This is a genomic window from Solwaraspora sp. WMMA2080, from assembly GCF_027497395.1.
GTDB lineage: Bacteria > Actinomycetota > Actinomycetes > Mycobacteriales > Micromonosporaceae > Micromonospora_E.
Genome location: NZ_CP114910.1, coordinates 2,729,907 through 2,744,226, shown reverse-complemented (window position 1 = coordinate 2,744,226; position 14,320 = coordinate 2,729,907). Strand labels below are relative to the sequence as shown.

The following is a 14,320-nucleotide window of genomic DNA, read 5'->3' as shown; positions in this document are numbered from 1 at the left end:
TGACCATGGCGACCGCCGACGAACTGCGTGACTACCTGCGGCGCGCCACCAGCGAGCTACAGCAGACCCGACAGCAGTTGCGCGCGGCCGAGGCACGTGACCAGGAACCGATCGCCATCGTGGCGATGGGCTGCCGCTATCCCGGTGGGGTGCGGTCACCTGAGGGCCTGTGGCGGCTGGTCGCCGACGAGGTGGACGCGATCGGGGAGTTCCCCACGGACCGGGGCTGGGACGTCGAGCAGCTGTACCACCCGCAGCCGGGTCAGCCGGGTCGCAGCTACGTACGCCACGGCGGGTTCCTCTACGACGCGGCCGAGTTCGACGCGGCGTTCTTCGGCATCAGCCCTCGGGAAGCGATGCGAGCCGACCCTCAGCGGCGGCTGCTGCTGGAGGTGGCCTGGGAGACGGCGGAGCGGGCCGGCGTCGACCCGACCTCGCTCGCCGGCACGTCCACCGGCGTCTTCGTCGGAGTGATGTACCACGACTACGCCGGTGGCGGCCCCACCGGCAGCCTCGTGTCCGGTCAGATCGCCTACAACCTGGGGTTGGAGGGACCGGCGGTCACCGTGGACACCGCCTGCTCGTCCTCGCTGGTCGCGGTGCACCAGGCGATGGGGTCGCTACGCCGGGGCGAGTGCACCCTCGCGTACGCCGGCGGTGTCACGGTGATGGGCACCCCGGAGCTGTTCGTCGACTTCAGCCGGCAGCGGGCACTCGCGCCGGACGGGCGGTGCAAGTCCTTCGCCGCCGCGGCCGACGGCGCGGCGTGGTCCGAAGGGGCCGGGTTGCTGCTGCTGGAGCGGTTGTCCGACGCCCGGCGCAACCGGCACCCGGTGCTGGCGGTGCTGCGTGGCAGCGCGGTCAACTCCGACGGGGCCTCCAACGGCATGTCCGCGCCGAACGGTCCCGCGCAGCAGCGGGTGATCCGCCGGGCGCTGCGTGACGCCGGGCTGCGGGAGTCCGACGTCGCCGTGGTCGAAGCCCACGGCACCGGCACCACGCTCGGTGACCCGATCGAGGCGCAGGCCCTGCTCGCCACCTACGGCCAGCACCGCGAACAACCGTTGTGGCTCGGCTCCATCAAGTCCAACCTCGGGCATCCCCAGGCGGCCGCCGGGGTGGCCGGGATCATCAAGATGGTGCAGGCGATGCGGCACTCGATGCTGCCGCGGACCCTGCACGTCGACCGCCCGACCCCGCAGGTGGACTGGTCGGCCGGCAACGTCGAACTGCTCACCGAGGCCCGCAAGTGGCCGGTGAACGGCCAACCGCGTCGGGCAGGCGTGTCGTCGTTCGGCTTCGGCGGCACCAACGCCCACCTGATCATCGAGGAAGCACCGTCGGCGTCACCAGCGGCACCGCCGAGCACCGCCGGCCCGCTGCTGCCCCTGGTCCTGTCCGCCCGGACCGCCGCCGCGCTGCGCAGCCAGGCCCGGCGGCTGCTGCCGGTGGTCGCCGGCGACGAAGCGCTGTCCGACATCTGCGGCACGCTCGCCACCGGTCGCGCCGCCCTGCCACACCGGGCGGTGGTGCTCGCCGCCGACCGGGCGGCGGCGGTCGACGGGCTGACCGCTGTGGCCCGCGCGTCAACGGCGGCCTCGGTGGCCACCGGGTCCGCCGCGCCGGGCAAGCTCGCGTTCGTCTGTACCGGCCAGGGCGCGCAGCGGCTGGCGATGGGGCGCGAGTTGGCCGCCGCCTACCCGCCCTTCGCGCAGGCATGGGACGACGTCTGCGACCGGCTGGACACCCAGCTGCCCCGGCCGCTGCGTCAGGTCGTCGACGGCGGCGACGAGCAGGCGCTCAACCAGACGGTGTACGCCCAGGCCGGGCTCTTCGCCGTCGAGGTGGCGCTGATCCGGCTGCTCGCCGCCTGGGGGATCCGGCCCCAACTGCTGGCCGGCCACTCCGTCGGCGAGATCAGCGCGGCGTACACCGCCGGGGTCCTCTCCCTCGACGACGCGTGCCGGCTGGTGGTCACCCGGGGAACGCTGATGCAGAAGCTGCCTGCCGGTGGCGCGATGGCGGTGGTCCAGGCGCCGGAATCCGAGGTGACCCCGCTGCTCACCGGCGGGGCGGCGATCGCCGCGGTGAACACCCCCGACTCGGCGGTCGTGTCCGGCCCACGCGAGGCGGTGACCGCCGTGACCGAGCGGCTCGCCGCCGACGGCCGGCAGGTCATCTGGCTGCGGGTGTCGCACGCGTTCCATTCGCCGTTGATGGACCCGGTGCTCGACGAGTTCCAGGCCGCCGTGGCCACTCTCGACCTCCGTCCGCCCCAACTGCCGGTCGTGTCCACCGCCACCGGTCGGCCGGCGTCGGCACAGCTGGCGACCGCGCAGTACTGGGCGAGTCAGATCCGTCAGCCGGTGCGGTTCGCCGACGCCGTGACCGCGCTGCGTGAGCTGGGCGCGACCACCTTCGTCGAGATCGGGCCGGACGCGGCGCTGACCGGTCCGATGCGCGGCTGCCTGGGCGCCAGTCCTGACGTCCGGGTGGTGCCGCTGCTGCGCCGGGGCCGGCCCGAGCCGGAGACCCTGCAGCGGGCCGTGGCCGAACTGCACGTGCGGGGCATCACCCCGGACTGGTCGGCGGTGCTGGGGGGTACGCCGGAGCCGGTCGAACTGCCGACGTATCCGTTCGAACGGCAACGTTTCTGGTGGGTGCCGGCCCCGTACACGCCGCAGACGGAGCCACCGGCAGGGCCGGCGGCCGGGAAACAGTCGACGGACACCGCACCGACGGCCGGCACCGCACAGCCGGCCGACGCCGCACAGCCGGGCGGCAGCGGGGATCAGCCGACCCCGGTCGACTCCTGGCGCTACCGGGTGCGCTGGCAGCCGGTGGCGGACCCGCCGGGCCGGCTCGACCCGCCCGGACCGGGTCAGGAGAACTGGCTGGTAGCCGTACCGGCCGGGTATCCCTGGTCCGACGCGCTCGTCGCCGAACTCGCCACCGACGGCGTCAGAGTCCGTACCGTCGAGGTCGGTGACGGTGACCGGGAGAGCCTGGCCGCACGGCTCACCACACTCGCCGCCGCCGCCCCGCCGCACGGCGTGCTCAGCCTGCTCGCGTCGCACAACGACCCCGATCCGGCACACCCCACCCTGACCGGTGGCAGCCGGGGAACCGTCCTGCTCTGCCAGGCACTGACCGACGCCGGGATCGAGGCACGCCTGTGGTGTGTCACCCGTCAGGCGGTAGCGGTGGACCGGTTCGACCTCCCGGCCGACCCGCACCAGGCGGCGATCTGGGGTCTGGGTGTCGGACTGGCGATCGACCAGCCGGACACCTGGGGCGGTCTGATCGACCTGCCCGCCCAGCCCGACCGGGAAGCGGTCGCCCGGTGCGTGGCGGTGCTGCGGGCCGGCGGCCCGGAGGATCAGCTCGCGATCCGGCCGGCGGCCACCTTCGCCCGTCGGATGGTGCGTGCCGGGCGTGACCCCGGCACCGCCGAATGGCGACCACGCGGCACGGTCCTGGTCACCGGCGGCACCGGGGGCGTCGGCCGGCACGTGGCACGGTGGCTCGCCGAGCACGGCGCCGAGCACCTGGTGTTGACCGGTCGGCGTGGACCGGAGGCGGCCGGCGCTGCGGACCTGGCCGCCGAGATCCGCGCACTCGGCGTCGAGGTGAGCATCGTGGCCTGCGACGTCACCGACCGGGCGGCACTGCGGCGGCTGCTCGACGGGCTGCCGGCCGTACCGCCGCTGACCGCGGTGGTCCACGCGGCCGGCACGCTGCACGGGCAGCGGCCGCTCACCCAGCTCACCGTCGCCGATTTCGCCGCCGCCGGAGCGGCGAAGATCTCCGGCGCGGTGCATCTGGACGAGCTGACCGCACACCTGCCGCTGGACGCCTTCGTGCTGTTCACCTCCGGCGCGGCGATCTGGGGCAGCGCCCAACAGCCCGGGTACGCCGCCGCGAACGCCTTCCTCGACGCGTTCGCGGTACGCCGCAGGGCTGCCGGTAGACCGGCCACTGCCATCGCCTGGGGGCCCTGGGCCGGTGGCGGCATGGTGGACGAGACGGCCAGCGCCCATCTGCGGCAACTCGGCATCCGTGAGCTCGACCCACGGTTGGCCGCCGGTCGGCTCGTCGAAGCGGGCGGGGAGGAGGCCGCACTGGTGGTGGCCGACGTCAACTGGGCGAGGTTCGGACCGATCCACACGCTTGCCCGGCCCCGACCGCTGGTCGCCGGACTGCTGCCGCCGACCGCCGGATTGGGGCAGCCGGTCGACCCGGCCGAGGCCGGCACGCTCGTGGTCCAGCTCGCCGGACTCGACGACGGCGACCAGTTGCAGGTCCTGTCGAATCTGGTACGGGCACAGGCAGCCGCGGTCCTCGGCCACGGCGACGCCACCGACGTCGCCCCTGGCACCAACTTCAAGGACCTCGGCTTCGACTCGGTCAGCGCCGTCGACTTCCGCGACCGGCTCGGCGTGGCCGCCGGCCTGCGGCTGCCGGCGACCGTCGTGTTCGACCACGCGACCCCGGCGGCGCTGGCCAGCTACCTGCGTGACGAACTGTGCGGACCGGGTTCCGAGGCGGAGCCGGTGCTGGCCACGCTGGACCGGCTGGAAGCCCTGGCCGGACCCCTCACACCGGACGAGATCGCGCGCACCCGCATCACCGGCAGGCTGCAGTCGCTGGTGAGCAGATTGACCGAAGTCGTCGACGGACCCGCCGTCACCACGGTCGTTGATCGGCTCGCGGAAGCGAGTGCCGATGACGTCTTCGACTTCATCGACAAGGAGCTGGGCTGATGGCCACTATGGACGACGACGGTAAGCTGCTGCAGTACCTCAAGCGGGTGACCGCGGAGCTCCATCAGACCCGCCGGCGACTGCACGAGGTGGAGTCGGCGGACCGGGACCCGATCGCGATCGTGGCGATGTCCTGCCGCTACCCGGGTGGCGTCACCAGTCCGGAGGAGCTGTGGCGGCTCGTCGTCGACGAGGTCGACGCGATCGGCCCGTTCCCCACCGACCGTGGCTGGACCACCGGTCCGCTGCCGACCGGTGACGAGGACGGTCCGGCCGACGGCCACGTCCGCGAGGGTGGCTTCCTCGCCGACCCGGCCGGCTTCGACGCCGAACTGTTTGAAATGTCGCCCCGGGAGGCCCTGGCCACCGATCCGCAGCAACGGATCATGCTGGAGCTGGCGTGGGAGACCTTCGAACGGGCCGGGCTCGCCCCGGATTCGCTCGACGGGGCGCAGGTCGGCGTGTTCGTCGGCAGCGGTGCCCAGGACTACTACGACGACTTGTCGGCGGCCGCGACGGAGGCCGTCTCCGCGTACTTCAGCACCGGCAACGCGGCCTCGGTCATCTCGAGCCGGATCTCGTACGCCTTCGGCCTGGCCGGCCCGGCGTTGACCATCGACACCGCCTGTTCGTCGTCGCTGGTGGCGCTGCACGTCGCCGCGCAGGCCCTGCGGCAGCGGGAATGCTCGATGGCGCTCGCCGGGGGCGTGATGGTCATGGCGACTCCGGGCCCGTTCGTCGCCTTCAGCAAGCAACGTGGTCTGGCATCGGACGGGCGGTGCAAACCGTTCTCCGACGACGCCGACGGCACCGGCTGGGCCGAGGGCGCCGGTGTCCTGCTGCTGGAACGGCTCTCCGACGCCCAGCGCAACGGGCATCCCGTTCTGGCCGTCATCCGGGGATCGGCGGTCAACCAGGACGGCGCCTCCAACGGCCTGACCGCGCCGAACGGGCTGGCGCAGCAGCGGGTGATCCGGCAGGCGTTGACGGCGGCGGGGTTGTCGACGGTGGACGTCGATGTGGTGGAGGCGCACGGTACCGGTACCCGGTTGGGGGATCCGATCGAGGCGCAGGCGTTGCTGGCGACGTACGGGCGGGGTCGGGACGCGGATCGTCCGTTGTGGTTGGGGTCGTTGAAGTCGAACATCGGTCATGCGCAGGCGGCGGCGGGTGTGGGTGGTGTGATCAAGATGGTGATGGCGTTGCGGGCGGGGGTGCTGCCGCGGTCGTTGCATGTGTCGGAGCCGTCGTCGCATGTGGACTGGTCGGCGGGTGGGGTGCGGCTGTTGACCCGGGCGCGGCCGTGGCCGGGTACCGACGAACCACGTCGGGCCGGGGTGTCGTCGTTCGGCGTCAGCGGCACCAACGCCCACCTGATCCTGGAACAGGCCGAGCCGGCCGGGGAAAGCGGCACCGGCGACACCGATCTGCCGCAGCCGACCCGCCGGTTCCACCGCAAACGCTACTGGTTGGACGATCGGGCGCCGGCCGGAGATCTGGCGACCGTCGGGCTGGACCCCGCCGACCATCCCCTCCTCGCCGCCGTCACCGTCGTGGCCGACACCCAGGGCGCGGTGCTCACCGGGCGCTTGTCCACCGCCACCCACCCGTGGCTGGCCGAACACCGGGTCCACGGCGAGGTGATCCTGCCGGGCACCGCCTTCGTCGAGCTCGCCGTCCGGGCCGCCGACCAGCTCGGTTGCGCCCACATCGCCGAACTCACCCTGCACGCTCCGATGCGGCTGCCGGCCCACGGCGGCGTACGGATCCAGGTCGTCGTCGGTGAACCCGACCAGGCCGGTGCCCGGCGGATCAGCATCCACTCCCGGGCCGAGCAGGCCGTCGCGGCGCGGTCGTGGACCAGCCACGCCACCGGTCACCTCACCACCGCCCCGATCCCGTCCGGGGCCGATCAGCCGGAGGCCGAGCCCAGCTGGCCACCGGCCGGCGCGGAGCCGGTCCCGATCGACACCCTCGACGACACGCTGGCCGGTGCCGGTCTCGACTACGGGCCAGCCTTCCGCGGGTTGCGCGCCGTGTGGCGTCAGGGTGTCCGGCTCTGGGCCGACGTACGGCTGCCCGACCCCGGCGACGCCGACCGCTTCGGCCTGCACCCTGCCGTACTCGACGCCGCCACCCAGGCACTCGCCGTCGACCTGGGCGACGGGCAGGGCCACGCCCGGTTGCCGTTTTCCTGGTCCGGCGTCACCCTGCACGCCACCGGCGCCGCCGAACTGCGGGTCAGGTTCACCCCGACCTCACCGGACACGTACGCCGTGGCGGCCTTCGACCATGCCGGCCACCTCGTCGCCACCGCGACAGCGGTCACCTTCCGGCCGCTCGCCGCCGTCGCGGCGGCACCGGCGCGGACCGCCGACCTGCACCGGCTCGACTGGGTCCCGATCGCGGACCCGGGCCGTGACCGCCCGGCCGAGGGTGTGCACCTGCTCCGCCTCGACGAGGTCTGCGGCGACGACCCGGACACGATCCGTGAGCACTGCCGGCAGTTGCTGGCGACGTTGCAGCACTGGCTCGGTGACGCCACCAACAACGGCACCCGGCTGGCCGTCGTGACCCGGGGCGCCGTACCGGTCGCCGGCACCGGCGGTGATCTCGCCGGCGCGGCCGTCTGGGGGCTGGTACGGTCCGCCCAGGCCGAACATCCGGACCGGTTCCTGCTGGTCGACGCGGACCCGGTGGACCGCACCGACCCGTCCGGCGTCAGCGGCGTGGCCGCCACCGGCGACACGCCGGCCGACGCCGACACCGTCGCTGCGGCGGTCGCGGCGGCGCTCGCCGCAGGGGAACCACAGGTGGCCGTACGCGGTGGCACGGCACACGCGGCCCGGCTGGCCCACCTTCCGGCGGCGGGCAACGCTCGACCGGTGCTCGACCCGGCCGGCACCGTACTGATCACCGGCGGGCCGGGATCGCTGGGTGCCATCGTGGCCCGACACCTGGTCGACCGGTACGCGGTCCGGCACCTGGTGCTGCTGAGCCGCCAGGGTGACCAGACCCCCGGAGCCGCCGCGCTCGTCGCCGAACTCGCCGAACTCGGCGCCCGGGCCCGGGTGGTCGCCTGCGACGTGGCCGACCGCGCCGCACTGGCCCGCGTGCTGACCGAGACCACCGCCCGGCGGCCGCTGACCGCCGTCGTGCACGCCGCCGGGGTGGTCGCCGACGGCGTCGTCACCGAGATGACCCCGCACCGGCTCGACGCCGTACTCGCGCCCAAGGTCGCCGGGGCGCTGCACCTGCACGAGCTGACCGCCGGGATGGACCTGGCCGCGTTCGTGATGTTCTCCTCCCTGTCCGGGGTGCTCGGCGCGCCGGGGCAGGCCAACTACGCCGCCGCCAACTCGGTTCTGGACGCGCTGGCGGCCCGGCGGCACCGGGCGGGGCTGCCCGCCGTCTCCGTGGCCTGGGGCCAGTGGGACACCGACGGCGGTATGACCGGAACGCTCGCTGAGGCCGACCGTGCCCGAATGGCCCGCGGCGGGGTACTGCCGCTGTCCGTGCCCGCCGGGCTGGCGCTGTTCGACGCCGCCGTCGCCGCCACCGCGCCCGCCGTCGTCGCCGCGGCGCTGCAACCGGCCCGGCTGCGTGCCGGCGACGGCGTACCGCCGGTCTTCAGCTCGCTGGTGGGTCCGCTCACCCGGCCGGCAGCGGGCGGCGGCACCGGGGCACTCGCCGCGCGCCTCGCAGAGCTCGCCGAGCGGGAACGGGCGGACCTGCTCCTCGACCTGGTCCGTACCCACGTCGCGACCGTGCTGGGACACGAATCACCGGAGGCGGTCGCCGCCGACCGTGAATTCCATCAGCTCGGCTTCGATTCGCTCACCGCCGTCGAGTTGCGCAACGCGTTGACCGCGGCGACCGGGCTACGGCTGCCGGCCACCCTGGTGTTCGACCATCCCACGGCGAACGCGGTGGCCGAGTACCTGCGCGCCGAACTCGTCGTCGGCGAGAGCCGGCCGGGAGGCGCCCTTGCCGTCGCGTCTTCGGCAGGCACCGACGAGCCGATCGCGATCGTCGCGATGGCCTGCCGCTACCCGGGCGGCGTCAGCTCGCCGGAGCAGTTGTGGACCCTCGTCGCCGACGGGGTCGACGCCATCGGCGAGTTCCCCGCCGACCGTGGCTGGCAGATCGACCAGCTCTACGACGCCAGCGGGGAACGGCCTGGCAGCACGTACGTGCGTACCGGGGGATTCCTCTACGACGCCGCCGATTTCGACGCCGGCTTCTTCGGCATCTCACCTCGCGAGGCGCCGACCGTCGACCCGCAGCAGCGGCTGCTGCTGGAGACCTCGTGGGAGGCCGTCGAACGGGCCGGCATCGACCCGTTGTCCCTGCGGGGCAGCGCTACCGGCGTCTTCGTCGGTGTCCAGTACCACGACTACGTGGCCAGCAGCTCCACCGGCGCGGTGGTGTCCGGTCGGGTGGCCCACCACTTCGGATTCGAAGGCCCGGCGGTCAGTGTCGACACCGCCTGCTCCTCGTCGCTGGTCTCGATGCACTGGGCGGCGCAGTCGCTGCGTACCGGGGAGTGCACGCTGGCGCTGGCCGGCGGGGTCACGGTGATGGCGACCCCGGAGACGTTCGTCGAGTTCAGCCGCCAACGCGGGCTGGCCCGCGACGGTCGCTGCAAGGCCTTCTCCACCGACGCCGACGGCACCGCCTGGGCGGAGGGCGCCGGGGTCCTCGTCCTGGAACGACTCTCCGACGCCCGCCGGCACGGTCACCCGGTGCTCGCCGTGATCCGGGGCTCGGCGGTCAACTCCGACGGCCGGTCCAACGGGCTCACCGCTCCGAACGGACCCGCCCAGCAGCGGGTGATCCGCCAGGCGTTGGCCAACGCCGGTCTGCGGCCGGGCGACGTCGACGTGGTGGAGGCGCACGGCACCGGCACGGCGTTGGGCGACCCGATCGAGGCGCAGGCCCTGCTCGCCACCTACGGGCAGGACCGGGACGAACCGCTCTGGCTGGGCTCGCTCAAGTCGAACATCGGGCACACCCAGGCCGCCGCCGGGGTCGCCGGAGTGATCAAGATGGTTCAGGCGATGCGGTACGCGACGATGCCGCGGACGCTGCACGTGACCGAGCCGTCGACGCATGTCGACTGGGCTGCGGGGAAGGTTCGGCTGCTGACCACGGACCGGCCGTGGCGGCGGACCGGCCAGCCCCGCCGGGCCGCGGTCTCGTCCTTCGGCGTCAGCGGTACCAACGCCCATCTGGTGATCGAGGAGGCAGACCCGCAGGATGCCGCCGTCACCGCCGGTGGTGACGGCGGTAGTGCGGCCGGCAGTGAGTCCGGCGGTGGGGCCGATGGTGGGGCCGGCGAGCCGCCGGTGGTGCCGTGGCTGCTGTCCGGCCGTACCCGCCAGGCACTGCAGGCACAGGCGGAGCGGCTGCTGAACCACGTCGACGACACCGACGACGAAGCGGCCGACATCGGCTACTCCACCGTGTTCCGGCCACAGTTGGAGCACCGGGCCGTGCTGCTCGGCGCGGAACGGGGCGACTTCCTGCTCGGGCTCGTCGCACTCGTCGACGGCGTCGAGGAGGCCGAGTCGGTGACCGGCACGGTCAGCAGCGGCGGCCTCGCCTTCGTCTTCTCCGGCCAGGGCGCGCAGCACCCCCGGATGGGACGGCAGCTCGCGGCCCGGTTCCCGGTGTTCGCGGCGGCGCTGCACGAGGTGACCAGCGAGTTCGACACGCGTCTGGACCCGCCGCTGGGTACGGTGCTCGCCGCCGAGCCGGGCAGCGCCGAGGCCGCGCTGCTCGACCAGACCGCCTACACCCAGGCCGGGGTGTTCGCCGTCGAGGTCGCCATGCTGCGGTTGCTGGAGTCGGTCGGGGTCCGTCCGGACCGGCTCGCCGGACACTCGATCGGCGAGCTGGCCGCCGCGTACGCCGCCGGCATGCTCTCGCTGTCCGACGCGTGCGCCCTGGTCGCCGCCCGGGGCACCCTGATGCAGGCGCTGCCGGCCGGCGGTGCGATGCTCGCCGTGCAGGCCAGCGAGGACGAGGTACGCCCGCTGCTGACCGGCCGGCTGGACCTCGCCGCCGTCAACGCGGCGCAGTCGGTGGTGCTCTCCGGTGCCGAGCAGGAGATCCGGGCCGTCGCCGAAAGGTTCGCCGGGCAGGGCAGGGCGGTGACCCGGCTGCGCGTGTCGCACGCGTTCCACTCGGCGGCGATGGAGCCGATGCTGGCCGCGTACCGCGAGGTGGTCGAGTCGGTCACCTTCCGGCCGCCCAGGGTGCCGCTGGTCTCCACGCTCACCGGCGCGGCGGCGGACCCGGAGCAGTTGTGCTCGGCGGAGTACTGGGTACGGCAGGTTCGCGAGCCGGTGCGCTTCCACGACGCGGTCCGCTGCCTCGAACGCGCCGGTGTCACCCGGTTCGTCGAGGTCGGGCCGGACGCCGTGCTCGTCCCGCTGGTGTCGCGTGGCGTCGCCGCGACGGTGGCGCCGCCGACGGTCGCGCCGACGATGCGTCGGGGCCGCGACGAGCCGCGTACGTTGCTGGACACGCTCGCCCGGTTGCACGTGTGCGGCGTCGCGGTGGACTGGTCGGCGGTCCTCGCCGACCTTCCGGTGCGCCGGGTACCCCTGCCCACCTACGCCTTCCAACGCCAGAGGTACTGGCTGGACAGTGTCGCGGGTGCCCTCGCCGATCCGGCTGCCGGTGCACATCCGCTCGTCGACCAGGCGGTGGAACTGCCCGGGTCGGGTGGGTTGATGCTGACCGGCCGGCTGTCCACCGCCACCCACCCCTGGCTGGCCGACCACGTGGTGCACGGACTGACCGTGCTGCCCGGCGCCGGCCTCGTCGAACTCGCCACCCGGGCCGGCGACCAGCTCGGGTGCGGGCGGATCGAGCAGCTCGACTTCGAACGTCCGCTGGTCCTGCCGGCCGGCGGCAGCGTCGCCGTGCAGGTGGAGGTCGGTGCCGCCGACGAACATGGGGCCCGGCGTGTCCTGGTGCACTCCCGGGCCGGATCCGCCGGGACCGACCCGCCCTGGCAGCGGCACGCCAGTGGGGTGCTGGTGCCGGACACTGCGGCCGCCGACCGGCTGGCACCAGACCCGGAGTTCACCCAGTGGCCGCCGCCGGGAGCCACCCCGGTGCCGCTGGACAGCTGGTACGACGAGCTCGCCGCGACCGCCGGAATCGCCTACGGCCCGGTCTTCCGCGGGGTGCGCGCGGTGTGGCGGCGGGCCGACGAGGTGTACGCCGACGTCGCCCTGCCGGCCGTGGCCGGCACTGACGCCGCCGACTTCAACCTGCACCCGGCGGTGCTGGACGCGGCCTGGCAGTTGGTGGCGCACAGCCCGGTGGCGGCGGCCGGCCCGCTGCTGCCGTTCGCGGTGACCGGGGTGAGCCTGTTCGCCACCGGCGCCGTCGAGGCGCGGGTGCGCGTCCGGGTGGCCGCGCCGGCGACGGTGTCGGTCGAGATCGCCGACGGTGCCGGTGTGCCGGTCGCCACCGTTGACGCGCTCGCGCTGCGCCCCGCCGGTGACCTGGCGCAGGCCCTCGACGACGTGGAGGTGTCCGCCGGTGACGGGTCAGCGGCCAGCCGCGACGGCGGAGGTCCGGGCGACGGGCCAGCGGCGGCGCTGCTGCGGGTCCAGTGGCAGCCGATCGCCGCACCCGACGTGTCGCCGAGCGTCGCCTGGCAGCTGGTCGGCCCGGACCGCTGGACGCTGGCGGCGCCGCTCACAGCGACCGCCGTACCGGACTTCGACGCCGTCGTCGCGTCGGCGGCCGACGGCGACGGCGAGGACCGGCCGGTGTTCCTGCTCAGCTGTGGCGGCGGCCCGGACCCGGACGTCGTGCACGGCGAGACCCGGCGGGCGGTCGACGCGTTGCGTACCTGGCTGGCCGACAGCCGGTTCGACGGGTCGAGGCTGGTGGTGGTGACCGGCGGCGGCGTCCCGGCCGGTGCCGTCGCCGGCGTGGACCCGGCCGGTGCCGCCGTCTGGGGCCTGGTACGCAGCGCGCAGGCCGAGCACCCCGATCGGATCGTGCTGGTCGACGTCGAGCCGGACCGGGTCTCGCCCGCGCTGCTGGCCTCGGCGGTGTCCACGGGGGAGCCCCAGGTGGCGGTCCGCGACGAAGCCCTGTACGTGCCCCGCCTGGTGCCGAGCGGTCCGCCGCCGCAGGACGCGCCCCCCACGCCCCCGGACTTCGGCTCGGGCACGGTCCTGGTGACCGGGGCGACCGGCGCCCTCGGCCGGGTGATCGCCCGGCACCTGGTGACCGGTCACGGCGTACGGCATCTGCTGCTGACCAGCCGGCGGGGCATGGCCGCGCCCGACATGACGCGGCTGCGTACCGACCTGCTCGACCTCGGCGCCCAGGTGACGGTCACGGCCTGCGACGTCACCGACCGCGACGAGGTGGCACGGTTGCTCGCCACGGTGCCGTCGGAGCATCCGCTCACCGGCGTCGTGCACGCGGCCGGCGTTCTCGACGACGCGGTGATCGGCTCGCTGACCGCCGACCGGATGTCGAACGTGCTGCGGCCCAAGGTGGACGCCGCGTGGCACCTGCACGAGCTGACCAGGGACACGCCGCTCGCCGCGTTCGTGACGTTCTCCTCCGCCGCCGGGGTCCTCGGCCCACCCGGTCAGGCCAACTACGCCGCGGCCAACGCCTACCTGGACGGGTTGGCCGCCCACCGGCGGGCGCACGACCTGCCGGCCAAGTCACTGGCCTGGGGCCTGTGGTCCACTGCCGACGAGGGGATGGGTGGCGCACTGACCGAAGCCGACCTGCGGCGGCTCGCCGAGACCGGTGTCCACCCGCTCGACGCCGAGACCGGTCTCGCCCTGTACGACCGGGCGGTGGCCCTGCCCGACGCCGTGCTGGTGCCGATCCGGCTCGATCCGGCGAAGCTGGGGCCGGACCGGCCGGCGTTGCTCGACGGCCTGGCCGCGCCCCCGCCGACGGACGATGGCACGACCGGGACGCGTCGGCGCTCCGCGCGGGACGCGAACGGCGGCGCGCCGACCGGTGGTGGCGGCGGCCGGCTCCGCGAGCAGCTCGCCGGCAAGTCCCGCCCGCAGGCGCAGGAACTGCTGCTGGAGATGATCCGCAGTGAGGCGGCGAAGCTGCTCGGGCACCCGGGGCCGGAGGCGATCGAGCCGGAGCGGGCCTTCAGCGAGCTGGGCTTCGATTCGTTGGCCGCGATCGGGTTCCGTAACCGGTTGACCCTGCTCACCGGCCGGCAGCAGCCGGCGACGTTGATCTTCGACTATCCCAACGCCGCCGCGCTGGCCCGGCAGTTCGCCGCCGACCTCGTGCCGGACACCGTCGACGGCGGCGCTGCGCTGCCCGACGACGAGATCCGGGCGGTGCTGAGCAGCATCCCGCTGGGCCGGCTGCGTGCCGCCGGACTGCTGGAGAGCCTGCTCGCGCTGGCCGGCGCGCCGACGCACCCGGCCGGCACGCCCCACCCGGCGGGCGGCTCCGCGATTGACGAAATGGACACCGAGAACCTCATCAGCATGGCCCTGCAGACGGCCGACTTCGGCGAGTGACGCGAGAGGTGT

The 14,320-nt window shown here is 74.2% G+C and carries 2 protein-coding genes; both read left to right on the top strand.

Translation table 11 applies throughout. The annotated features are described in order from the left end of the window. Positions 1-5: 5 nt before the first annotated feature. Positions 6-4,763 carry a type I polyketide synthase gene (locus O7543_RS12410; protein ID WP_281553685.1) on the top strand — a complete coding sequence of 1,586 codons (4,758 nt, stop codon included), beginning with the start codon at positions 6-8 and terminating at the stop codon, positions 4,761-4,763. Continuing rightward, positions 4,763-14,308: an SDR family NAD(P)-dependent oxidoreductase gene (locus tag O7543_RS12405; RefSeq protein ID WP_348650102.1), complete on the top strand. Its 9,546-nt coding sequence runs from the start codon at positions 4,763-4,765 to the stop codon at positions 14,306-14,308. Before O7543_RS12410 ends, O7543_RS12405 begins: the two co-directional genes overlap by 1 nt. Positions 14,309-14,320: the final 12 nt, after the last annotated feature.